Raw genomic sequence first — 24,128 nt, 5'->3', positions numbered from 1 at the left:
AAAATGCCATGAAACGCGCGGTTGTTGTTTTCAGCGGTGGACAGGATTCCACCACCTGCCTGATCCAGGCTCTGCAGCTTTATGATGAAGTCCACTGCGTCACCTTCGATTATGGACAGCGCCACCGGGAAGAGATCGAGGTGGCCCAGGATCTGGCGTTGAAGCTGGGTGCGCGCGCGCATAAAGTCCTGGATGTCACCATGCTGAACGAACTTGCCGTCAGCAGCCTGACCCGGGATAACATTCCGGTACCGGCTTACGATCCTGCGGCCAGCGGTTTGCCCAGTACGTTCGTTCCCGGACGCAATATTCTCTTCCTGACGCTGGCCTCGGTTTACGCCTATCAGGTCGAGGCGGAAGCGGTGATCACCGGCGTCTGTGAGACCGATTTTTCCGGCTATCCCGACTGCCGCGATGAGTTTGTCAAAGCCCTGAACCAGGCGGTTACGCTGGGTATGGCGCGCACGATCCGTTTCGAAACGCCGCTGATGTGGCTCAACAAAGCGGAAACCTGGGCGCTGGCGGACTACTGGCAACAGCTCTCCCTGGTACGCGAGCAGACGCTGACCTGCTACAACGGCGTAAAAGGCGACGGCTGTGGTGAGTGCGCGGCCTGTCATTTGCGGGCCAGGGGTTTACAGGCCTATCTGGACGATCGGCCGGGCGTGATGGCGGCTATGAAAGCGAAAAGCGGCCTGAACTGAAGCCATCCGGTAAGGCGGCAGAGCTTTTCGCTCTGCCCTCCTTTCCATCTCAGGCCATCAGGCGCATCAGGCGCTCGCGGAGCTCCCCTTCAAGCGCAACGGCCTTCTGAGTCTGCAAATCGATGCAGACAAAGGTCAGTGCGGCATCCGCCACCACGGTCTCCTGGCCTGCCAGCATCACCCGCTGAGCAATAATGCCGCTTCTGCCATTTAGCTGGGTGATCTCACTCTCTATCGCCAGCACGTCGCCCAGCACGGCCGGACGACGGTAGTTGATGTTGATATTGACCACGACGAAAGCCAGCTTCTGTTCCAGCAACCAGTGAAATGCCTCAACCTCTTCCAGCCATTGCCAGCGCGCCTCCTCAAGAAACTCAAGATAGCGTGCATTGTTAACGTGCTGATAGACATCCAGATGATAGCCGCGCACTTTTATTATGGTCTGCATGGTGATGCTCTCCTGCTCGCTCAGGTTAACTGGTTGGACCTGTTCACTTTAGCAGAGTAGCCTGGCTCAGGGAGATTAAGCATCACCGATGTGTACTGCCTCACAGTTTCAGCCTGGCTGCATTACGTTCAATCAGCGCATTACCAATGCCCGGCACCTCGCTGAGTTGCTGAATGGCACTAAAGGGCCCGTACTGTTCGCGGTAGTTCACAATCGCCTGAGCCTTTTTCAGCCCCACGCCATTCATGGCAGCAGAGAGCTGTTCGGCTGTCGCCTGGTTGATGCTGACCTGTTCCTGTTGCGGCGGCGGGCTGTTCTCCGGCAACAATCCCGGTGAGGCATGTTGCGTAACGACGCTGCCAGCCGGTTCCGGTTCCGCAGCCAGTGAGACGCTGTGACAGAGTGCGCCGCCCAGCGCGAGTGAAAAATAGAGGGCAATAAGTTGTGATTTAGCCATGCTGTGTTTCTCCTTGTGTGTAAACAGCAGCGACAGCGTGTCACTGCCCTGCACAGGGCTCAAACACCGGATGACAGAAATGGAAAAGGCCGCGAACGCGGCCTTTGATTGTTACAGTCGTTACACAGTTTCTGCGAGGCTTACTGCATTTGTGCGGCTGCGCCGTACTTGATTTTGGCCTCTTTACGCAGGTTCTGCAGCAGTGCTTCAAACGTCAGCTGCGCATTGTTCTGCGTGACGCCTTTGACCATCTCGTCAATCTGCGCCTGCGGCATGCTGCCGGTTTTAACCTTATCGACCGCCACCAGCACGACGTTGCCCTGCATATCTTCGCTGACACCCCAGGAGGGTTTGTTTTCCGCTGGCTGAGGCAGATTGAAAGCAGTCTGAGCCACCGGATCCTGTGCATTACGATCTACGGTCTTGCTGGCGCTCAGCGTCAGACCTGCCGCCGTCAGCGCATCCTGCTTACCGGCTTTCAGGTCGGCCAGCAGCTTATCTGCCTGAGCTTTGGCCTGCTGCGTTGCTTTGTCATGCTTCAGCGTGTCGGTGATCTGCGCTTTAACCTGATCCAGCGGTTTTACCGCTTCCGGTTTATGCTCACTGATACGCAGCACAAAAGCACGATCGCCATCGACGGTGATGATGTCAGAGTTGTTGCCCGGCGCGCCGTTCTGGCCCACCAGACCGCCATTGAAGATCGCCTGTTTCACCGCATCGAAATTCAGCTCCGCTGGCAGCGTATCCTGACTGAACCAGCCGGTCTCTTTCGCTTTCAGACCAGACGCCTGCTCGGCACCCGCCAGTGACTCGTTGTCATTGCTGGCTGCTTCGCTGACCTTCTGCTGCAGTTTGTAGAAGGCATCCACGCCCTTCTCCTGCTTCACTTTGGCCGCTACGGCGCTGCGAACCTCATCCAGCGATTTCACCTGCTCTGGCTGGATATCATCCAGGCGAACCACCAGGAAGCCGACAGAGGATTTGATCACGCCTGACATCTGGCCTTTCTCCGTCAGCCCGGCATTTTTCAGCTCATCCGGCGTCGTTGAGGGTTCCAGCCAGCCCATATCGCCGCCTTTACGGGCAGAGATCGGGTCAATCGATTTGGCTTTTGCCACGTCAGCAAAGCTGGCTCCCGCTTTCAGCTGCGCCAGCACCGCATTGGCATCGGCTTCTGTTTTTGTCTGAATCACGCTGTAGCGGTTGCGCTGTGGCTGGGTGTAATCCGCTTTATGCTGATCGTACCAGGCCTGAATATCGGCATCGCTGGCTGCCTGCTGCATGCTGGCTGCATCCATCAGCAGGTAGCTGACCCGGAACTGTTCCGGCGCCATGAAGCTGCTTTTATGCTGCTGATAATACTGGCTGATTTCATCGTCGGTTACGGTCTGTTTCGCTGCCAGCGCGTTGACGTCCAGTGTGGCCTGACGGATTTCACGCTGCTGCGACACCAGATCAACCAGCTTGCTGGCTTCGCCTTTCAGCGTGAAGTCGGTGTTCGCCACCGCATTGATCAGCTGCTGATTGGAGAGCTGCTTGCGCAGCGCTTCCGCATATTGATCCGCGCTAAAGCCCATGTTGCCGATCAGGCCCAGATATTTCGCGTTGTCGAATTTGCCGTTGGTCTGGAACGCCTTCTGATTGAAGATCGCCAGTTTGACCTGATCGTCGCTGATGCTGAGATGAAGATCTTTGATGTAGCTGTCGAGCAGCGCCTGATCGATCAGCTGCGACAGCGCCTGCTGGCGGATCTGCTGCATATAGCCGTCGTTACTGGCCAGCTGCGAGAACTGGTCGCCCAGCATCTGCTGCTGACGGTTGCGTTCGCTGTTAAACGCCTGCTCCAGCTGTCCCCGGCTGATCTCCTGACCGTTTACTTTGGCTGCATAGTCGTTATTGCCGCCAATCAGATAGTTGCCAACGCCCGTCAGCACAAAGGAGAGGATAATCAGCCCCAAAATAATCTTGAGCACGACATGGTTCGACGCCGCGCGTAAATTGTCCATCATGGTATGGCAACACTCCGCTGTAGTGTGAATGTAAAGCTCGGTCGCAATTCGCCACTGGCTGGCGTCTCGCGTAACTGCTGGCTCCGCTGGCAGTCTCAATCCGGTCCTGGTCCATTTTACGGCCCGATTCTCACCGGTTAAAACAAAAAAGGCACATCTGATTGATGTGCCCGTATGTTACATGAGAACGCGCAAAGCGTCCTCTAATCCACTGAAGAAAATGCGTCAATGAATCTATTCGTTGTTATTAATTGACTGCGTCTTTCAATGCTTTACCAGCACGGAAACCGGGTACTTTACCGGCCGGGATGGTGATCTCTTTACCGGTTTGCGGGTTACGACCGGTACGTGCCGCGCGGTCACGCACGGAGAAAGTGCCGAAACCGACCAGGGCCACTTCGTCACCCTCTTTCAGCGCATCTGAAACGGAACCCATAAATGCATCTAAAACACGTCCCGCTGCCGCTTTAGAAATATCAGCATCAGCAGCAATTTTGTCGATCAATTGTGACTTATTCACTCTCTTCATCCCCTCTTTATTATTTCACATCGCACCGGGCTTCCGGCCGGGTACGAACGCGCAGCAAGTTATATCAAGCCTGTGGAGCCGAAACAACGGGTTTTCTCTGAGATCGTCGCGTCGGCAGCCACCTAAATTAGCGGCACAAAAAAAAGCTGGCAAGCGCCAATTGCCTTGCCAGCTCCGCTTTTTAACGGTTTATGCCGTTAATCACTATTTTGCTGTCGCGACCTGCATACCGTATGGCGCATTTTCCAGGGCCAGATTCAGCACCTCTTCAATGCGCTTCACCGGATGGATCTCCAGGTCGGCAATCACGTTCTGTGGAATGTCTTCCAGGTCACGTTTGTTGTCGTCCGGGATCAGCACGGTTTTGATGCCACCACGGTGTGCGGCCAGCAGTTTCTCTTTCAGTCCGCCAATCGGCAGCACCTGACCGCGCAGGGTGATCTCACCGGTCATTGCCACATCCGCCCGCACCGGGTTTCCGGTCAGACAGGAGACCAGCGCCGTACACATGGCGATACCAGCACTCGGGCCATCTTTCGGTGTGGCACCTTCAGGAACGTGAACGTGAATATCGCGTTTTTCGTAGAAGTCACCATTGATGCCCAGCTTCTCTGCACGGGCACGCACGACCGTCAGTGCAGCCTGAATTGACTCCTGCATCACCTCGCCCAGAGAGCCGGTGTAGGTCAGCTTACCTTTACCCGGTACGCAGGCGGTTTCGATGGTCAGCAGATCGCCGCCCACTTCGGTCCACGCCAGACCGGTGACCTGACCCACGCGGTTTTCACTGTCGGCACGGCCGTAGTCAAAGCGCTGAACGCCCAGGAAATCCTTGAGGTTTTCGCCATTGATGGTGATGTGCTTTTTACTCTTGTCCATTAGCAGTGATTTCACCGCTTTACGGCACAGTTTCGACAGCTCACGCTCAAGGCTACGCACCCCGGCTTCACGGGTGTAATAACGGATGATGCCGATAATCGCGCTGTCCTCGACCGTAATTTCGCTGGCTTTCAGCGCGTTACGTTCGATCTGCTTGGTCAGCAGGTGCTGCTTGGCGATGTTCAGCTTCTCATCCTCGGTATAGCCCGACAGACGGATGACTTCCATACGATCCAGCAGCGGCGCCGGAATGTTCATGGAGTTCGAAGTCGCCACGAACATCACATCGGAAAGGTCATAGTCGACTTCCAGATAGTGGTCGTTGAACGCAATGTTCTGCTCAGGATCGAGCACTTCCAGCAGCGCAGAAGCAGGATCGCCACGCATGTCGGAGGACATTTTGTCGATCTCATCCAGCAGGAACAGCGGGTTTTTTACCCCGACCTTGGCCATTTTCTGGATCAGCTTACCCGGCATGGAGCCGATGTAAGTCCGGCGGTGACCACGGATTTCCGCTTCGTCACGTACGCCGCCCAGCGCCATACGCACATATTTGCGGCCGGTCGCTTTGGCGATCGACTGACCCAGCGAGGTTTTACCCACCCCTGGCGGTCCGACCAGGCACAGAATCGGGCCTTTGATTTTGCTGACGCGACTCTGCACCGCAAGATACTCAAGAATACGATCCTTCACGCGCTCCAGGCCGTAATGGTCGGTATCCAGGGTCTCCTGCGCCTTACGCAGATCTTTTTTCACTTTGCTGCGGGCGTTCCACGGAACCTGCACCATCCAGTCGATATAGCCGCGAACCACGGTCGCTTCTGCGGACATCGGAGACATCATTTTCAGTTTCTGCAGCTCAGCGTCCGCTTTCTCGCGCGCCTCTTCCGGCATTTTCGCCGCATCGATTTTGCGTTTTAACGCTTCATACTCGTCCGGCGCGTCATCCATCTCGCCCAGCTCTTTCTGAATCGCTTTCATCTGCTCATTCAGATAGTACTCGCGCTGGCTCTTCTCCATCTGCTTCTTCACGCGGTTGCGAATGCGCTTCTCAACCTGCAGCAGATCGATTTCAGATTCCATCATGGCCATCAGATATTCCAGACGCTCGTTAACGTCGGACATCTCCAGCACAGACTGCTTGTCGGCCAGCTTCAGCGGCATATGTGCCGCAACGGTGTCGGCCAGGCGCGCCGCATCGTCAATGTTGTTCAGCGAGGTTAACACCTCGGGTGGGATCTTTTTATTGAGTTTGATGTAGCCTTCAAACTGGTTGATCGCCGTGCGCACCAGCACTTCCTGCTCGCGCTCTTCGATCTCTGGCGACACCAGATATTCAGCTTGTGCTACAAAATGGTCACCGTTATCGGCCAGCGTCGTAATATGGGCGCGCTGTAAACCTTCGACCAGAACTTTGACGGTGCCATCCGGCAGTTTCAGCATTTGCAATACAGATGCAACGGTCCCTACTGAGAAGAGATCGTTAATGCCAGGTTCATCCGTTGAAGCCTCTTTCTGTGCGACCAGCATGATTTTTTTATCATGATCCATTGCGGCTTCAAGGCACCGAATTGATTTTTCCCGGCCAACAAACAACGGAATTACCATGTGCGGATAAACCACCACGTCGCGCAGCGGCAACACGGGGATTTCAATGCGTTCAGAACGCTCAGGATTCATAGAGCTCTCTCTTTGTTTAATGTCCGCCAGGTGATGGGAACCGCATCAGGCAGGTATGCAGTTAAACCCACAGGTATCTGAGTATATGGGGATGATTGTCCGACATTCAACGTCACAGAGGCGAGAAAAGCAAAAGGGGAAAAATTTTCCCCTTTTTTACGAGTACGACATGGACGATCTGTTTATTTATTCGCCAGATGCCTGGGCTTCATGCTTTCCGTAGATCAACATAGGATCAGACTGACCATCAATAACTGATTCATCAATCACGACTTTCTCTACATCGTCCATCGAAGGCAGGTCATACATCGTTTCCAGCAACGCACCTTCTACGATTGAACGCAGACCACGCGCACCGGTTTTACGTGACATCGCCTTTTTCGCGATTGCCGTTAATGCCTCGTCACGGAACTCCAGCTCAACGCCTTCCAGGTTAAACAGCGCCTGGTACTGTTTTGTCAGGGCGTTTTTCGGTTCACGCAGGATCTGGATCAGCGCTTCTTCGCTGAGTTCACTCAGGGTTGCCACCACAGGCAGACGACCGATGAACTCCGGAATCAGACCAAATTTGATCAGATCTTCAGGCTCACACTGTGAAAGCAGTTCGCCTTCGCTGGCTTTCTGCGATTTCCCTTTGACGGTTGCGCCGAAACCGATACCGGAGCCGGTTTCAACACGCTGGGAGATCACCTTGTCCAGACCGGCGAATGCGCCGCCGCAGATAAACAGGATCTTAGAGGTATCGACCTGTAAGAATTCCTGCTGCGGATGCTTACGTCCGCCCTGTGGCGGAACGGCTGCCACGGTGCCTTCGATCAGTTTCAGCAGAGCCTGCTGGACGCCTTCGCCTGACACGTCACGGGTAATCGACGGGTTGTCAGACTTACGTGAAATTTTGTCAATTTCATCGATATAGACGATGCCGCGCTGCGCTTTCTGCACATCGTAATCGCACTTCTGCAGCAGTTTCTGGATGATGTTTTCAACGTCTTCACCCACGTAACCCGCTTCGGTCAGCGTGGTGGCATCAGCCATGGTGAAAGGCACATCAAGCAGGCGAGCCAGGGTTTCGGCCAGCAGCGTTTTACCGCTCCCGGTCGGGCCGATCAGCAGAATGTTACTTTTGCCCAGTTCAATACCGTTGCTGGTATCGCCGTTACGCAGACGCTTGTAGTGGTTGTAGACCGCCACCGCCAGCACTTTCTTCGCTCTTTCCTGACCAATGACATAGTCATCGAGGTGATGGCGGATTTCATGTGGGGTAGGCAGAGCACTACGTTCGCGGTGCGGAGCGACTTCTTTAATCTCTTCGCGAATGATGTCGTTGCACAGGTCAACACACTCATCGCAGATATACACTGACGGCCCGGCAATCAGCTTTCGCACTTCATGCTGGCTTTTGCCGCAAAAAGAGCAGTACAGCAACTTTCCTGAACCGTCTTTGCGCTTATCTGTCATCAGTTAACCTCTTCCTGTTCTCAGGCCATACCCGCGTATGGCGCTGGCCGTGCTGAGACGGCCGAAATTCATTCAACCCATTACAGTACCGTTGTCCCGATAACTATAGACCAGGAACAACGGCAGGTCGGGTCTTATTGACGATGCGTCAGAATCGAATCGACTAATCCATACTCTACCGCTTCATTTGCAGAGAGGAAACGATCGCGCTCGGTATCACGCTCAATTTCTTCCAGCGTTTTACCGGTATGCTCGGCCATCAGCTCATTCATACGCTGCTTCACTTTCAGGATTTCGCGCGCATGGATTTCGATGTCGGTTGCCTGGCCCTGATAGCCGCCCAGCGGCTGATGGATCATGACGCGTGAGTTAGGCAGGCAGAAACGCTTGCCTTTAGTGCCCGCCGTCAGCAGGAAAGCGCCCATGGAGCAGGCCTGACCCATACAGATGGTGCTGACATCCGGTTTGATAAATTTCATGGTGTCGTAGATCGACATACCGGCCGTGATCACACCGCCAGGTGAGTTGATATAGAGATAGATATCTTTTTCCGGATTCTCAGCTTCCAGAAACAGCATCTGCGCCACAATCAGATTAGCCATGTGATCTTCAACCTGGCCGGTCAGGAAAATGACGCGCTCTTTCAGCAGACGGGAGTAGATGTCGTAAGAACGCTCACCACGCGAAGTTTGTTCAACCACCATTGGCACCAGCGCATTGTGCGGTGCAGTATATTCACGATCGCCACTGTATGACATTACCGTCTCCTGGATAAATTTCATTGGCAACATTCTGTACCGATTCTACGTAAGACGCGCGGGAAACTCCACGCCGCATCTTTTCCGACACCTTCAGGACGGTTAATCAGTCAGCCTTACTCTCATTTCTGCATACTCCCAATATCTGGGGATGCTGCACACATGTTTCAAGCATAACAATCTTTTCCCTGTTCGCTAACCCGGAAAAAGCGATGCGTGAATAATTTGCCGATAAATTAAACAAATAGCCGTGACGCAGCGCGTCCCGGATGCAGAATACAAAAAAGCCCGCGACTTTTCAGTCACGGGCTTAGCACAGAAGGTTAACTGAGTGATCAGGCCTGAGCGGTCTGGTTCATCAGTTCCTGGAAGTTGGTCTCTTTCTCGGTCACTTTCGCTTTCGCCAGGACCGCTTCAACCGCCTGCTCTTCCAGCGCGACGTTGCGCATGTTGTTCATCAGCTCGTTGTTCTTGCTGTAGAACTCGATCACTTCCTGCGGATCTTCATACGCAGAAGCCATCTCTTCAATCATGGTGTTCACGCGCGCGTCATCTGCTTTCAGCTCGTGGGTACGAATCACTTCGCCCAGCAGCAGACCGACAACCACGCGGCGTTTAGCCTGCTCTTCAAACAGTTCGCGTGGCAGTTCCAGCGCCTGTTTTTCGTTGCCACCAAAGCGCTGTGCAGCCTGACGACGCAGAACGTCGATTTCGCTGTCAATCAGGGCTGCAGGAACGTCGATTTCGTTTGCCGCAACCAGGCCGTCGATGGCCTGAGACTTGATGCGGTTGCGGATAGCGCCTTTCAGCTCGCGATCCATGTTTTTACGCACTTCGGTACGCAGGCCGGCCACTGAACCATCTTCAACGCCAAAACGTTTGATGAACTCTTCGGTCAGTTCTGGCAGTTCGCGCGTTTCAACTTTCTTCAGTACGATCTCAAACTTCGCATCTTTCCCTTTCAGGGTTTCTGCGTGGTAGTCGTCCGGGAATTTCACGTCGATAGTGAAGGTTTCGCCCGCTTTGTGACCCACAATGCCCTCTTCGAAGCCTGGGATCATGCGGCCCTGGCCCATGGCCAGAACGAAATCAGAAGCTTTACCGCCTTCGAACTCTTCGCCGTCAACAGAACCGTTGAAATCGATAGTCGCACGATCTTCCGGGCCTGCAGCCGCGTCGCTTTCGATCCAGTTGGCCTGCTGCTTGCGCAGGGTATCCAGCATGGTGTCAACGTCAGCATCGGTCACTTCAACCAGTGGTTTCTCGACTTCGATGTTTTCCAGGCCTTTCAGCTCAACTTCCGGATAAACTTCGAACTCAACCGCGTAGGTGAAATCCTGACCTTCTTTGTATTCGCCTGGCACGTAGTTCGGTGCGCCAGCCGGATTAATTTTTTCTTTGATGATGGCATCAACGAAGTTGCGCGTCATCAGCTCGCCCAGCACGTCCTGACGAACAGAAGCGCCGTAACGCTGCTCTACGATGTTCATCGGCACTTTGCCTTTACGGAAACCGTCGATGCGAACTTTCCTGGCAACGTCAACCAGTTCTTTTTTTACTGCGCTTGCGATGCTGTCAGCAGCGACAGTAATCGTAATGCGACGGCCCAGGCCCTGAGTGGTCTCTACAGAAACTTGCATCTTGTTACCTCAAAAAATCACGTGCTCGGTCAACTTCAGACACCACACATCGTGAAATGCGCCGTATCTAACAACCGGGACGGCTTCCGTGAAGAGAACCTGATCCCTGTTACCAGAAGCGTCCCGAAGACATTCCGGAAAAATAGACGCAGCATTATAGCGGCATCACCGGAATGAGTCGAGGACGCTTACTCACCACTTTTCAGCAACTTTGCTGCTTTTTTGAGCCAGGGATCGCGTTTATCGCTAATCAAATGAAAAAACGGCCCGCAGGCCGTTTCAGAGAAGGGAGATCAGGCGAGCGTACCGGCACCCCGGCAGTTGGGAGACGCGAGTACTGTATCCTGCAATCCTTCCCACTCTTTCAGCGTGTAGGTATGCAGGGCCAGGGCGTGAACGCTGCCCGCTAATTCCGCCGCCAGTTCGCCGTAGATAAGGCGGTGACGCGCCAGAAAACGCTGGCCCGCAAAGCAGTCGCTGACAATCACCACTTTAAAGTGGCTTTCAGACCCGGCGGGCACGTTGTGACGGTAACTTTCGTCATGCACTTCCAGATGAGCTGGCTGAAACGCCACACGCAGCTTTTCTTCTATTTGTTCGCGGATCATGGCTATTACTCCTCAATGGCGAGCGCAGTGCCCCATCTCATTCAATCTTAGTCGCTTTTTGTGCGCTTACCCGTCAGCAGAGGGTAAATTTTGCATTTGTGATCTGCACGTTAACCGCGCGCATCATAACCCAGCTGAAACGAACCGCAAACCCGGCCGCGGCGGAGCCTTTTAAAACGATTTCAGACACAATTTCACCCGCGACAGGGCTTTTTTCACTGCCGGGCAATGCTATGATGGCCGCAGTTTTTGCAAACCAACCCCTGACACCAACGAGAAAAAGTATGTTGAAAAAACTGTTATTCCCCCTGTTGGCTGCGTTTGTTTTAGCCGGCTGTGCAACCAGCAATAATACCCTGACTATTCAGCCTAAAATTGAGCTGCCGCAGCAGGATCCGGGCCTGATGGGTGTGACCGTCAGCATCAACGGTGCCGACCAGCGTAAAGATCAGGCGCTGGCAAAAGTGAACCGTGACGGTCAGTTAGTCACCTTAACCCCATCACGCGATCTGCGTTTCCTGCTGCAGGAAGTGCTGGAGAAGCAGATGACCGCACGCGGATATATGATCGGTCCTGATGGCGCGGTCGACCTGCAGATTGTGGTTAACAACCTTTATGCTGATGTGACACAGGGTAATGTGCGCTACAGCATCACCACCAAAGCGGACATCTCTATCATCGCTACCGCGAAAAACGGCAACAAGCAGGTTAAAAACTACCGTCAGACTTACAGCGTAGAAGGCGCATTCAACGCCAGTAACCAGAAGATTACTAATGCCGTGAATGCCACCATGAGCGATGTGATCGCCGATATGGCGCAGGACACAAGCGTCAACGACTTCATCAAACAGAACGCCCGTTAATCTCCTCTCCTTCCTGCCCTGCCTCGTGCAGGGCACTTTGTTATCTGCAGGATGCGCATGAATCACTATCTCCGCCTCTTCCGCCAGAAAAACGCCGCCGTCCTGTTACTCCTCGGTTTTGCTTCCGGACTGCCGCTGGCACTGACCTCAGGCACGTTGCAGGCATGGATGACGGTGGATAATGTCGATCTGAAAACCATCGGGTTCTTTTCACTGGTCGGCCAGGCTTATGTCTTTAAATTTCTCTGGTCACCGATGATGGACCGTTACACGCCGCCGTTTCTGGGCCGGCGTCGCGGCTGGTTACTGGTAAGCCAGCTGGCGCTGGTGAGCGGCATCCTCGCCATGGGCTTTCTTCAGCCCGGACGCGATCTGACCCTGATGGCCGCACTGGCGGTGCTGATCGCCTTCTGTTCCGCCTCGCAGGATATCGTGTTCGACGCCTGGAAAACGGACATCCTGCCGCCAGAGGAGCGCGGCAGCGGTGCGGCGATCACCGTGCTGGGTTACCGGCTGGCGATGCTGATTTCTGGCGGGCTGGCGCTGTGGCTGGCTGACCGTTATCTGGGCTGGCAGGCCACCTACTGGCTGATGGCGCTGATGATGGTGCCGGGGATTCTCGCGACGCTGATGGCCAGTGAGCCGGACACGCGCATTGCCACGCCCCACTCGCTGCGTCAGGCGGTCGTCGATCCGCTGAAGGATTTCTTCCAGCGCAACAATGCGTGGCTGCTGATCACCCTGATCATTCTCTACAAGCTGGGCGATGCCTTTGCCGCCTCGCTGACCACAACCTTTCTGATCCGCGGCGTCGGCTTCAACGCCGGTGACGTCGGCCTGGTCAACAAGACCCTGGGCCTGCTGGCGACGATTATCGGCGCCCTGTACGGCGGGGTGCTGATGCAGCGCCTGAGCCTGTTCCGTGCGCTGCTGATTTTTGGCGTGCTGCAGGCGGTGTCGAACTTTGGCTACTGGCTGCTGGCGGTGACCGACAAACAGCTATGGAGTATGGCCAGCGCGGTCTTTGTTGAAAACCTCTGTGGCGGAATGGGCACCGCGGCCTTTGTCGCCCTGCTGATGACGCTGTGTAACAAATCATTTTCGGCGACCCAGTTTGCGCTGCTCTCGGCGCTCTCGGCGGTCGGCAGGGTCTATGTCGGCCCGGCGGCAGGCTGGCTGGTCGAGCTGTGGGGCTGGCCGGCCTTTTATGCCTTCACGGTGGTGGCCGGTCTGCCGGGTCTGCTGCTGCTGCTGTTTTGTCGTCAGACACTGAATCAGGTGGAGCGGAGTGGCAAATTCCTGACGCGCAGCTACTATCCTCATGGCTATCGCTGGACGAATCGTCTGTTTGCAGCCGGGTGCGGCATCCTGGCGCTCTGGCTGGTGGCGCTGGCAATGGATGCGCTGGGCTGGACGGCGCTGTCGTCGTGGCTTGCTCGTCTGTTTGAGCTGGGCATGACGATCGCCCTGCTGGCGGTGCTGGCTGGCGTGTTGCTGGACTACCGGGCGCTGAAAAAAACGCCTGCGCCTCCTGCATCTGACGCTTAAGCGAAATCGATAGGTTGACGGACCGTGGCTTATTTTTTTAGCAGCCGAATAAGCCCCGGTCATTTATCATCGCGTGTTATTTTCAAAAAATAACAATATGGCCTGAGGAGACGCAGACTGAATACTAAAAACCGGTGAGCAATTACTTTAGTTAAATTTCATCACATAAATGATGCAGACTTGTTAAATATTTGGGAGTTAAAAGTAAGGGTTATTCCTTTCCCTGATTTTTTCGCGGTGGCTTCCATTGGTTTTTGTTATATTGGTGCCAACTGCTTGTCTGCGTTAATTATTTGTCACCTGGCGCAACATCTGTGACACCCTTAGCAAAAGGTGTCAACACGTATCTGACACATCCTTAAGCTGGTTTACACTGCATAAACCTTCCCGTAAAATGCGCGCACACTTAAACGACAATAGAGCCCTTTGTCATTGAGGTCGTTAAATGAGACTCAGTAAATACAATAAAAGTTTGGGGATTTTGTCATTAATTGCAGGCACTTTATTAATGAGTGGCTGCGATAGTGCATTGTTAAATCCCAAAGGACAGATTGCACTGGAGCAACGTTCGCTGATACTGACTGCCTTTGGCCTGATGTTGATCGTCGTGATTCCCGCAGTCCTGATGGCCGTGGTGTTTGCCTGGAAGTATCGGGCGTCCAACACGAATGCGAAGTACAGCCCTAACTGGTCACACTCTAACAAAGTGGAAGCCGTGGTCTGGACCATTCCGATCCTGATCATTCTCTTCCTCAGCGTGCTGACCTGGAAATCGACCCATGCACTGGAGCCCAGCAAACCGCTGCAATCTGATGTGAAGCCGGTTGAGATCGATGTGGTTGCACTGGACTGGAAATGGTTGTTCATTTACCCGGAACAGGGTATTGCGACCGTGAACCAGATTGCCTTCCCGGCAAATACTCCGGTGAACTTCAAAATCACCTCTAACTCCGTCATGAACTCTTTCTTCATCCCAACGCTCGGCAGCCAGATCTATGCAATGGCCGGTATGCAGACCAAGCTGCATCTGATTGCGAATGAGCCGGGAACTTTCGACGGTATCTCTGCGAACTTCAGTGGTCGTGGTTTCTCTGGCATGAAGTTCAAAGCCATTGCAACCAAAGACGATGCGGAATTCCAGCAGTGGGTGGCTAAAGTTAAAGCAGCCCCTAACACGCTGACCACGATGGATGATTTTGAGAAAGTGGCTGTGCCAAGCGAAAATCACCCGGTGGAATATTTCTCTTCAGCTGATCCGAAACTGTTCATGCAAGTCATCGACAAGTTCAAGATGAGCCACGGGAAAATGGACATGCCACAGCATGAAGGTATGGACATGAGTCACACCGCTTCCGCGGGAGCCGAGGAATAATACGATGTTCGGAAAATTAACACTGGATGCAGTGCCGTACCATGAGCCGATTATCATGGTTACGGTCGCCGCTATCATCTTAGGTGGTCTGGCGCTGGTCGCTGCGCTCACCTATTTTGGTAAGTGGAAATATCTGTGGTCTGAATGGCTGACGTCAGTCGACCACAAACGCCTGGGTATCATGTATGTCATCATGGCGTTCGTCATGCTGCTGCGTGGTTTCGCTGATGCCATCATGATGCGTACCCAACAGGTTATGGCTTCGGCCGGTGAAGCGGGCATTCTGCCACCGCACCACTACGACCAGATCTTTACCGCGCACGGCGTGATTATGATCTTCTTCGTAGCGATGCCTTTTGTGGTTGGCCTGATGAACATCGCCGTTCCGTTGCAGATTGGTGCACGCGACGTTGCGTTCCCGTTCCTGAACAACCTGAGCTTCTGGTTTACTGCGGTCGGTGTGATCCTGGTTAACATTTCTCTGGGTGTGGGCGAGTTCGCACAGACCGGCTGGCTGGCGTATCCGCCGCTTTCCGGCGCGGAGTACAGTCCCGGGGTCGGGGTCGACTACTGGATCTGGAGCCTTCAGCTTTCAGGTATTGGTACGACCTTAACCGGTATTAACTTCTTCGTGACCATCCTGAAGATGCGTGCGCCAGGCATGAGCCTGTTCAAAATGCCGGTCTTCACCTGGACCGCGCTGTGCACCAACGTCCTGATCATCGCTGCGTTCCCGGTTCTGACCGTGACCCTGGCGCTGCTGACGCTCGATCGTTATCTCGGCTTCCATTTCTTCACCAATGAAATGGGCGGGAACATGATGATGTACGTCAACCTGATCTGGGTCTGGGGCCATCCGGAAGTGTATATCCTGGTACTGCCGGTGTTTGGTGTGTTCGCAGAAATTACTGCGACCTTCTCCAAAAAACGTCTGTTTGGTTATACCTCTCTGGTCTGGGCGACCATCGCCATCACCGTTCTGTCGTTCATCGTCTGGCTGCACCACTTCTTCACCATGGGTGCGGGTGCCAACGTTAACGCCTTCTTCGGTATCATGACGATGATCATCGCGATTCCGACCGGGGTTAAAATCTTTAACTGGCTGTTCACCATGTACCAGGGCCGCATCCAGATGCACTCTGCCATGCTGTGGACCGTTGGCTTCCTGGTAACCTTCTCTGTCGGGGGTATGACCGGTGTTCTGCTGGCCGTTCCGGGTGCTGACTTTATTCTGCACAACAGCCTGTTCCTGATTGCGCACTTCCATAACGTGATTATCGGTGGTGTGGTGTTCGGTTGTATGGCGGGTGTGACCTACTGGTTCCCGAAAGCGTTTGGCTTTACCCTGAATGAAACCTGGGGCAAGCGCGCATTCTGGTTCTGGATCATCGGCTTCTTCGTGGCCTTTATGCCGCTGTACGCACTGGGCTTCATGGGTATGACCCGTCGTCTGAGCCAGAACATCGATCCACAGTTCCATCCTCTGCTGGTGGTTGCTGCGGTCGGTGCAGGTCTGATTGCACTGGGTATCCTGTGTCAGCTGACCATGTTCTATGTCTCGGTACGTGATCGTCATCAGAACCGTGACCTGACCGGTGACCCGTGGGGCGGTCGTACGCTGGAGTGGGCAACCTCTTCACCACCACCGTTCTATAACTTTGCTGTTATCCCACATGTGCACGAGCGTGACGCTTTCTGGGAAATGAAAGAGAAAGGCGAAGCGTACAAACAGCCGGCATCGTATGAAGAGATTCATATGCCGAAAAACAGCGGTGCTGCCATCATCATCTGCGCATTCGCAACGGTAATGGGTTTCGCGCTGATCTGGCATATCTGGTGGATGGCGGGTCTTTCATTCCTCGGCATGATCGTTACCTGGATCGTGAAAAGCTTCGACGAAGACGTGGATTACTACGTTCCGGTTGCTGAAGTTCAGAAGATTGAAAACCAGCACTTTGACGAAATCAGCAAAGCAGGTCTGAAATAATGTCAACTGAAACTCTGATTAAACATCACCACGACGCCCATGCGGAGCATGGGCATCACGATGCAGGAGCCAATAAAGTCTTTGGCTTCTGGATCTACCTGATGAGTGACTGCATTATCTTCGCAACCCTGTTTGCGACCTATGCTGTCATGGTCAACAACACTGCCGGTGGCCCGGCAGGTAAAGATATCTTTGAGCTGCCATTTGTTCTGGTAGAAACCGCCCTGCTGCTGCTGAGTTCCATCACTTACGGCATGGCTGTTATCTCCATGAACAAGGAGCAAAAAGGGGCCGTTATCGGCTGGCTGGCGCTGACCTTCCTGTTCGGTCTGGGCTTTATCGGGATGGAAATCTATGAATTCCATCACCTGATTGCCGAAGGCTTTGGCCCGGATCGCAGCGGCTTCCTGTCTGGCTTCTTTACGCTGGTCGGTACCCACGGTCTGCACGTGACCTCCGGTCTGATCTGGATGCTGGTACTGATGTTCCAGATTTCCAGACGTGGCCTGAACGCGACTAACCGCACCCGTATCATGTGCCTGAGCCTGTTCTGGCACTTCCTGGACGTGGTCTGGATTTGCGTCTTCACCGTTGTTTACCTGATGGGAGCCATGTAATGAGTCATTCTGTTAACGAACATGGCGCTTCACACGGTAGCGTGAAGTCCTACATGATCGGCTTCATCCTCTCTATCATCCTGACGGCGATCCCGTTCTGGATGGTAATGGATGGCAGTGCATCTCACGGTACGATCCTTGGTGTTGTCCTGGTGTGTGCAGTGATTCAGGTGCTGGTGCACCTGGTCTACTTCCTGCACTTAGACAGCAAATCTGAGGGTGGCTGGAACATGGTAGCCATTGTCTTCTCGGCCATCATCATCCTGATTGTCGTAGTAGGCTCACTGTGGATCATGTGGAACCTCAACTACAACATGATGCCTCACTAAAGAGTCACACGTAATGTTTAAGCAATACCTGCAAGTTACAAAACCAGGAATTATTTTCGGGAATTTAATTTCTGTGATCGGCGGATTCCTGTTGGCCTCCAAAGGCAACACGGATTACGCCCTGTTTCTCATCACCCTGGTGGGCGTGTCACTGGTGGTTGCATCCGGTTGTGTTTTCAACAACGTGATCGACCGCGACATCGACATCAAGATGGAGAGAACCAGGAATCGGGTGCTGGTAAAAGGCCTTATCTCCGCGAAAGTAAGCCTGGTTTACGCCACTGTGTTGGGTATTGCTGGCTTTGCGTTGCTCTACTTCGGTGCTAATCCGCTGGCCATGTGGCTGGCGGTGATGGGCTTCGTGGTTTACGTGGGCATTTACAGCCTCTACATGAAGCGTCACTCCGTTTACGGCACGCTGATTGGCAGTCTGTCGGGTGCTGCGCCGCCGGTTATCGGCTACTGCGCCGTCTCCAACCAGTTTGATGCGGGCGCGTTAATCCTGCTGGCGATCTTCAGCCTGTGGCAGATGCCGCATTCGTACGCGATTGCCATCTTCCGCTTTAAAGATTACCAGGCAGCGAACATCCCGGTTCTGCCGGTGGTGAAAGGCATCTCGGTGGCTAAAAATCATATTACGCTCTACATTCTGGCGTTTATGATTGCCACGCTGATGCTGACGCTGGGGGGTTACGCGGGCTACAAATATCTGGTGGTGGCCGCTGCGGTCAGCGTCTGGTGGCTGGGCATGGCCCTGTCGGGTTACAAAACGGCGGATGACCGTGTCTGGGCGCGTAAACTGTTTGTCTTCTCTATCGTCACCATCACCGCGCTGAGCGTGATGATGTCGGTCGATTCGATGGCACCGGTGTCGAAGGACCTGCTGACTTACGTCTGGTAATCAGCACCGAAATGGCATGAAAAGGGCGCGATTTTCGCGCCCTTTCTTTTTGTTACCACTGCTTAAAAACTATTGTTTTACCCGCCCTGCCCCGCCCCCTAGAATAAATGCAGCACATTAACAGAGGTTGGAATGAACGATAATAAAATGACTCCGGTGGAGCTGCGTGCCACATGGGGCCTCGGTACGGTCTTTTCCCTGCGGATGCTGGGAATGTTTATGGTCCTGCCGGTACTGACCACTTATGGCATGGCATTACAGGGTGCAAGTGAAACCTTGATCGGCCTGGCAATTGGCATCTATGGCCTCGCCCAGGCAATATTTCAGATCCCTTTTGGTCTGCTCTCCGATCGCATCGGGCGTAAGCCGCTGATCGTCGGCGGGCTGTTGCTGTTTGTACTGGGCAGCGTGATCGCTGCCTGCACCGACTCTATCTGGGGCATCATTCTGGGTCGTGCGCTCCAGGGCTCAGGCGCGATTGCTGCGGCCGTGATGGCCCTTCTCTCCGATTTAACCCGTGAGCAGAATCGCACCAAGGCGATGGCGTTTATCGGTATCAGTTTTGGCATCACGTTTGCGATTGCGATGGTCGTCGGACCGGTGGTGACGCACGCGCTGGGACTGCATGCGCTGTTCTGGATGATTGCGATTCTGGCCTCGCTGGGTATCGTGATCACGCTGCTGGTGGTGCCCTCCGCTTCTCATCATGTTCTGAACCGCGAGTCCGGCATGGTGAAAGGCAGCTTCCGCAAAGTGCTGGCCAATCCACGTCTGGTGAAGCTGAACGTCGGGATTTTCTGCCTGCACGTTCTGCTGATGTCGAGCTTTGTGGCCCTGCCGGGTCAGTTTGAGCAGGCGGGCTTCCCGGCGCCCGAGCACTGGAAGGTCTATCTCACCACGATGCTGATCGCCTTTGCGGGCGTGGTGCCGTTCATCATCTATGCCGAAGTGAAGCGTCGCATGAAGCGCGTCTTTGTCGGCTGCGTCGGGATGATTGTTATCGCCGAGATCGTGCTGTGGGGCGCGGAAGGCCATTTCTGGACTTTAGTGCTGGGCGTTCAGCTCTTCTTCTTCGCCTTTAACCTGATGGAGGCGATCCTGCCTTCGCTGATCAGTAAAGAGTCACCTGCAGGTTATAAAGGCACAGCAATGGGGATCTACTCCACCAGCCAGTTCCTGGGCGTGGCGGTAGGCGGCAGCATGGGCGGCTGGGTGTTTGGACATTTCGATGCGCAGACCGTCTTCCTGGCTGGCGCGATCGTGGCGGTGGCCTGGCTGTTTGTCAGCATGACGATGCAGGAGCCGCCTTATGTCAGCAGCCTGCGCATCGTGCTGAGCGATGCGGCACTGGCCGTGCCGAATCTGGAACAGCGTCTGAAGGCGCAGCCTGGAGTGAACGCCGTGTTTATCGTGCCGGAAGAGAAAAGCGCCTACATCAAAATCGACAGTAAAGTCACCAGCCGCCCTGAACTGGAGGCGCTGCTGGGCAGTTGCTGACCGGTGTTGTGGCGATGGCGGCCCTTTGCGAAAGGCAGAGGCTCCCTGATGCAAACGCCCTCCTCCTGACGATGTCCGCCCGTCAATCAAAAACCCGGCCTGAGCCGGGTTTCATCACTGAACTGCCTTCGCGCTGAATAAACTCAGCCTCTCCCGCTTAGTCGCGGAAGTTTTTAAACTGGAACGGCTGCCCCAGATTGCTGCCGCGCACGATCGCCATCGCACTCTGCAGATCATCACGCGCTTTACCGGTCACACGCAGCGCTTCGCCCTGAATCTGCGTCTGCACTTTCAGCTTGCTGTCTTTGATCAGCTTCACCAGTTTCTTCGCGACGTCGCTTTCAATGCCTTTTTTCAGTTTCGCCTCGACCGTCCAGCTCTTACCGCTGTGCTCAATCTCTTCCGGCACCTCTAAGGCACCGCCTTCAATTCCGCGCTTCAGCAGTTTCTCACGCAGAATATCGACCAGCTGCTTAACCTGAAAGTCGGACTCGCTGGTGATTTTAATGGTTTCATTCTTTTCGTTGAGCTCAAACTCGGCGCTCACGTTGCGGAAATCGAAGCGGGTTGACACTTCACGGTTGGCATTCTCCACCGCATTGCGAATTTCCTGCAGATCGACTTCTGAAACGATATCGAAAGATGGCATCTCTTCTTCTCCTGACGCTAAAGTGACATGCATAATACGCGTCTTAGGGTGCTAAATAAAATCAGGCTGCACACAACGCTATAATAAAGGTGTGACAGCAAATAACAGATGGATAGCCCGCCAGCGGGAGGCAGTATGAAAATTACCGTGTTAGGTTGCGGCGCTCTGGGTCAGGTCTGGCTGACCGCGCTTGCCCGCCAGGGACACGATGTGCAGGGATGGTTGCGGGTGCCGCAGCCCTATTGCTCGGCGAACGTGATCGATCCTCAGAGCACGATCTCGAATCGCACGTTTATCGCCAACGATCCGCTGTTTCTGGCGGAGAGCCAGCTCCTGCTGGTCACGCTTAAAGCGCCGCAGGTTTCGCCCGCCGTCAAAAATCTGGAAAGCGTCCTGCCGGAAAACTGCCCGGTGCTGCTGCTGCACAACGGCATGGGCACGCTGGAGGAGCTGAAAGGGCTGACGCAGCCGCTGCTGCGCGGCGTGACGACCCATGCCGCCATGCGCGATGGTACCGTCATCAAACATATTGCCAGTGGCATCACCCACATCGGCCCCGGCAACCGCAAGAGTGCCGCTTACAGCGATCTGGCCGATATCCTGCACCCTGCCCTGCCCGATGTGGCCTGGCATGATAACATCCGGGCGGCCTGCTGGCGTAAGCTGGCCGTCAACTGCATCATTAACCCGCTGAGCGTGGAGTATGAGTGCCAGAACGGTGCCCTGCGCGCTTATCCGGCGCAGATCGCGCAACTCTGCGAAGAGATCAGCTGGGTGATGGAGCGTGAAGGTCAGAGTATCGCCAGCGAAAGTCTGCAGGACATTATCTTCGACGTGATTGAAAGCACCGCGGCCAACACCTCTTCGATGCTGCAGGACGTGCGCGCCCAGCGGCTCACCGAAATCGATTATATCAGTGGTTTTCTGCTGCGCCGCGCCCGGACGCACGGCCTGGTGCTGACGGAGAATAGCCGTCTGTATGACATGATTAAACGCAAGGAGTCTCATTATGAGCGCGAACGCATCGGTGCTGGTCTGCCTGGCACATGGCAGTGAAGAAACCGAAGCCGTCACCACCATCGACCTGCTGGTCCGGGCCGGACTCAGGGTCGTCACTGCCAGCGTCGAAAGCGATGGCAGCCGGGAGATCGTCTGCTCGCGCGGTGTGCGTCTGCTGGCTGACGTCACGCTGGTCGAAGTCGCCGACAACGATTTCGCCGCGATTGTCCTGCCGGGCGGTCTCAAAGGGGCAGAAACCTTTCGCGACAGCCCGCTGCTGGTCGAAACGGTGCGTCAGTTTCACCTGAATGAGAAAATCGTTGCCGCGATCTGCGCCGCGGCGGGCACGGTATTAATCCCGCACGAACTGTTCCCGATCGGCAACATGACCGGTTTTCCCGGCTTAAAAGAGACGATCCCGGCGGAGAAATGGATGGAGCGTCGTGTCGTCTGGGATCCGCGCGTCAATCTGCTGACCAGCCAGGGACCGGGCACGGCGATGGATTTTGCGCTGAAGCTGATCGATCTGCTGGTGGGAAAAGAGCGGGCGCGCGAGGTTGCGGCACAGCTGGTGCTGGCCCCCGGCATTTACGACTATCAGGCTTAAAACAGGGTATTTCAGTGAAGCCGGTCAGCCCTGAGCAGGCGTGACCGGCAATACGCACAGCCCTAAGGCCGGTAGACTTTCACGTTCTTAAAGCCCTGCTCATGCAGGTAGAGCGCCTGAAGACGGCTCATCACCCCGCGATCGCAATAGAGCAGCCAGGTGCGGTTCTGATCGAGATTGCCAAACTGCGTGCTGAGTTTGTAGAACGGCAGCGACTTCACCTCCGTGGCGTTCAGCTCCAGCGGATTCTCTTCCTGCTCGTCGATGGCGCGGATATCCAGCACCACATCGTTTTCACTCAGCAGGGCGACAGTTTCCACTTCCACCACTTCCTCTTCGGTCTGCTCGGCGATGGTACGGATATCGACGTTCGTCGCCTCCTCCACGACCCGATCCAGAATGGAGAAGTCGAAGTTCTGCTCTTCAGCTTCAATCTTCGCCTTCACCGCTTTCACCGTCGGGCTTTTTGAGATCACGCCACAATATTCCGGCATGGTGCTGGCAAAATCTTCGGTGCCGATCTCGCGGGCAACTTTGATGATGTGTTCTTTATCATGCGAAATCAGGGGACGCAGAATCAGCGTATCGGACGCATTATCAATCAGACGCAGATTGGTCAGCGTCTGGCTCGACACCTGGCCGACCGCTTCACCGGTAACCAGCGCCTGCACGCCGTAACGCTCCGCAATCGTCGAGGCGGCACGCACCATCATGCGCTTCAGCACCACGCCCATCTGCCCGTCATCCACTTTTTCCAGAATTTCGCCCACCACCGGCTCGAAATTGATGGCCACAAAGCGTACGCGGTGTGAACGGCCAAAACGGTTCCACAGATAATGTGCCACCTGACGGACGCCGATCTCATGCGCCGCGCCGCCAAGATTAAAGAAGCAGTAGTGCACGCGGCTGCCACGACGCAGCAGCATATAGCTGGAGACGCCGGAGTCAAACCCCCCGGAAATCAGCGACAGCACATCTTCCTGCGTCCCGATCGGGAAACCGCCCAGGCCTTCGTAGCGCGCGGTCACCAGCGTCAGTCGGTTCTCTTCCACCTCAAGATGAACCGTGACTTCCGGTTTTTTCAACTGCACGCGGGCGCTTTCAATGTGCTGATTCAGACCGCCGCCGACATAACGCTCCACATCCTGCGAACTGAAGCTATGCTTACCACGGCGTTTTACACGTACGCAGAAGCTCTTTCCTTCGAGACTGTCGCGATACTGCGCCAGCGTCTGTTCGAAGATGTGATGGACGTCGGTGTACTCACAATCTTCGACCGCTAAAACGTGATGGATCCCTGGAATGCGCGTCAGCTCATCGGGAATAGTGTCCCGCAGCGCCGGATTTTTTGACCGCACTTCAATGTGATCCCAGAAACGCACAACGGCGATGTCGTCGCTCACGGTTTTCAGGACGTTACGGATATTGCTGGCAAGAATCTTGATAAAGCGCAAACGCACCGACTGACTCTTGATGGTGATTTCAGGAAATAACTTGATGATAAACTTCATGGCGACACAGCTTCGTTGGGCAAATAAGTGCTAAAACAGGCAGCACTTAGCTGGTAAAATCACAAAATTGCGGGCTGC

At 54.7% G+C, this 24,128-nt stretch carries 22 protein-coding genes; 11 read left to right on the top strand and 11 right to left on the bottom strand.

Annotated elements, in window-relative coordinates; translation table 11 throughout:
• Nucleotides 1–8 precede the first annotated feature (8 nt).
• Nucleotides 9–704 (top strand): 7-cyano-7-deazaguanine synthase QueC, encoded by a 696-nt coding sequence (gene queC, locus ACR6AS_RS00745; RefSeq protein ID WP_111140958.1) that lies wholly within the window; start codon nt 9–11, stop codon nt 702–704.
• Between the two features lie 49 nt (nt 705–753).
• Here the strand turns inward: queC and ACR6AS_RS00740 are convergent, their stop codons facing one another.
• From ACR6AS_RS00740 to bolA, 9 genes are all read right to left on the bottom strand, one after another.
• On the bottom strand, nt 754–1,152 hold the full coding sequence (locus ACR6AS_RS00740) for a YbgC/FadM family acyl-CoA thioesterase (RefSeq protein WP_111140959.1): 399 nt from the start codon (nt 1,150–1,152) through the stop codon (nt 754–756).
• Between the two features lie 100 nt (nt 1,153–1,252).
• Nucleotides 1,253–1,609 (bottom strand): ComEA family DNA-binding protein, encoded by a 357-nt coding sequence (locus ACR6AS_RS00735; RefSeq protein ID WP_293770844.1) that lies wholly within the window; start codon nt 1,607–1,609, stop codon nt 1,253–1,255.
• A gap of 140 nt (nt 1,610–1,749) precedes the next feature.
• The gene (ppiD, locus tag ACR6AS_RS00730; RefSeq protein WP_434160789.1) at nt 1,750–3,618 is read right to left on the bottom strand and encodes a peptidylprolyl isomerase; all 1,869 of its coding nucleotides are present in this window, start codon (nt 3,616–3,618) and stop codon (nt 1,750–1,752) included.
• Nucleotides 3,619–3,865: 247 nt separating this feature from the next.
• Entirely contained in the window at nt 3,866–4,138 is a 273-nt protein-coding gene (gene hupB / locus ACR6AS_RS00725; protein WP_033731763.1) for a nucleoid-associated protein HU-beta, read from the bottom strand.
• Nucleotides 4,139–4,351: 213 nt separating this feature from the next.
• Nucleotides 4,352–6,706 carry an endopeptidase La gene (gene lon, locus ACR6AS_RS00720; protein ID WP_111140961.1) on the bottom strand — a complete coding sequence of 785 codons (2,355 nt, stop codon included), beginning with the start codon at nt 6,704–6,706 and terminating at the stop codon, nt 4,352–4,354.
• A gap of 186 nt (nt 6,707–6,892) precedes the next feature.
• On the bottom strand, nt 6,893–8,164 hold the full coding sequence (gene clpX, locus ACR6AS_RS00715; protein ID WP_111140962.1) for an ATP-dependent protease ATP-binding subunit ClpX: 1,272 nt from the start codon (nt 8,162–8,164) through the stop codon (nt 6,893–6,895).
• Between the two features lie 134 nt (nt 8,165–8,298).
• Nucleotides 8,299–8,922 (bottom strand): ATP-dependent Clp endopeptidase proteolytic subunit ClpP, encoded by a 624-nt coding sequence (gene clpP / locus ACR6AS_RS00710; protein WP_111140963.1) that lies wholly within the window; start codon nt 8,920–8,922, stop codon nt 8,299–8,301.
• Between the two features lie 335 nt (nt 8,923–9,257).
• Nucleotides 9,258–10,562 (bottom strand): trigger factor, encoded by a 1,305-nt coding sequence (tig, locus tag ACR6AS_RS00705; RefSeq protein ID WP_111140964.1) that lies wholly within the window; start codon nt 10,560–10,562, stop codon nt 9,258–9,260.
• Nucleotides 10,563–10,855: 293 nt separating this feature from the next.
• Nucleotides 10,856–11,170, bottom strand: coding sequence for a transcriptional regulator BolA (gene bolA, locus ACR6AS_RS00700; RefSeq protein ID WP_008924895.1), 315 nt, complete (start codon nt 11,168–11,170; stop codon nt 10,856–10,858).
• A gap of 284 nt (nt 11,171–11,454) precedes the next feature.
• On the opposite strand from bolA, the gene ACR6AS_RS00695 reads away from it, so the two are divergent.
• The 8 genes from ACR6AS_RS00695 (at nt 11,455) to ACR6AS_RS00660 (ending at nt 20,284) form a co-directional block, all read left to right on the top strand.
• Complete coding sequence (locus ACR6AS_RS00695; RefSeq protein WP_111140965.1) at nt 11,455–12,033, top strand: lipoprotein; 579 nt, start codon at nt 11,455–11,457, stop codon at nt 12,031–12,033.
• 57 nt (nt 12,034–12,090) lie between these two features.
• Nucleotides 12,091–13,581: a muropeptide MFS transporter AmpG gene (gene ampG, locus ACR6AS_RS00690; RefSeq protein WP_111140966.1), complete on the top strand. Its 1,491-nt coding sequence runs from the start codon at nt 12,091–12,093 to the stop codon at nt 13,579–13,581.
• Nucleotides 13,582–14,026: 445 nt separating this feature from the next.
• Nucleotides 14,027–14,953 carry a cytochrome o ubiquinol oxidase subunit II gene (gene cyoA / locus ACR6AS_RS00685; protein WP_111140967.1) on the top strand — a complete coding sequence of 309 codons (927 nt, stop codon included), beginning with the start codon at nt 14,027–14,029 and terminating at the stop codon, nt 14,951–14,953.
• A gap of 4 nt (nt 14,954–14,957) precedes the next feature.
• Nucleotides 14,958–16,940: a cytochrome o ubiquinol oxidase subunit I gene (gene cyoB, locus ACR6AS_RS00680; RefSeq protein ID WP_111140968.1), complete on the top strand. Its 1,983-nt coding sequence runs from the start codon at nt 14,958–14,960 to the stop codon at nt 16,938–16,940.
• Nucleotides 16,940–17,557, top strand: coding sequence for a cytochrome o ubiquinol oxidase subunit III (locus ACR6AS_RS00675; protein ID WP_111140969.1), 618 nt, complete (start codon nt 16,940–16,942; stop codon nt 17,555–17,557). Before cyoB ends, ACR6AS_RS00675 begins: the two co-directional genes overlap by 1 nt.
• A complete protein-coding gene (locus ACR6AS_RS00670; protein ID WP_008924889.1) occupies nt 17,557–17,886 on the top strand; it encodes a cytochrome o ubiquinol oxidase subunit IV in 330 nt (109 codons plus the stop codon). Before ACR6AS_RS00675 ends, ACR6AS_RS00670 begins: the two co-directional genes overlap by 1 nt.
• A 13-nt stretch (nt 17,887–17,899) precedes the next feature.
• Nucleotides 17,900–18,787: a heme o synthase gene (cyoE, locus tag ACR6AS_RS00665; protein WP_111142256.1), complete on the top strand. Its 888-nt coding sequence runs from the start codon at nt 17,900–17,902 to the stop codon at nt 18,785–18,787.
• Nucleotides 18,788–18,919: 132 nt separating this feature from the next.
• The gene (locus ACR6AS_RS00660) at nt 18,920–20,284 is read left to right on the top strand and encodes an MFS transporter (protein WP_111142255.1); all 1,365 of its coding nucleotides are present in this window, start codon (nt 18,920–18,922) and stop codon (nt 20,282–20,284) included.
• Nucleotides 20,285–20,441: 157 nt separating this feature from the next.
• Here the strand turns inward: ACR6AS_RS00660 and ACR6AS_RS00655 are convergent, their stop codons facing one another.
• Nucleotides 20,442–20,933: a YajQ family cyclic di-GMP-binding protein gene (locus ACR6AS_RS00655; protein ID WP_111142254.1), complete on the bottom strand. Its 492-nt coding sequence runs from the start codon at nt 20,931–20,933 to the stop codon at nt 20,442–20,444.
• Between the two features lie 135 nt (nt 20,934–21,068).
• On the opposite strand from ACR6AS_RS00655, the gene panE reads away from it, so the two are divergent.
• Both panE and yajL read left to right on the top strand, forming a co-directional pair.
• Complete coding sequence (gene panE, locus ACR6AS_RS00650) at nt 21,069–21,989, top strand: 2-dehydropantoate 2-reductase (RefSeq protein ID WP_434160784.1); 921 nt, start codon at nt 21,069–21,071, stop codon at nt 21,987–21,989.
• Nucleotides 21,943–22,539, top strand: a complete 597-nt coding sequence (gene yajL, locus ACR6AS_RS00645) for a protein deglycase YajL (RefSeq protein ID WP_111139996.1) — start codon at nt 21,943–21,945, stop codon at nt 22,537–22,539. The genes panE and yajL overlap by 47 nt, the downstream gene beginning before the upstream one ends.
• Before the next feature lie 62 nt (nt 22,540–22,601).
• Here the strand turns inward: yajL and thiI are convergent, their stop codons facing one another.
• The gene (thiI, locus tag ACR6AS_RS00640) at nt 22,602–24,050 is read right to left on the bottom strand and encodes a tRNA uracil 4-sulfurtransferase ThiI (RefSeq protein WP_434160783.1); all 1,449 of its coding nucleotides are present in this window, start codon (nt 24,048–24,050) and stop codon (nt 22,602–22,604) included.
• Nucleotides 24,051–24,128 lie beyond the last annotated feature (78 nt).

It is taken from the genome of Pantoea phosphatilytica (assembly GCF_051025615.1).
Classification (GTDB): Bacteria; Pseudomonadota; Gammaproteobacteria; order Enterobacterales; family Enterobacteriaceae; genus Pantoea.
This window is presented reverse-complemented; position numbering and strand designations above follow the sequence as displayed.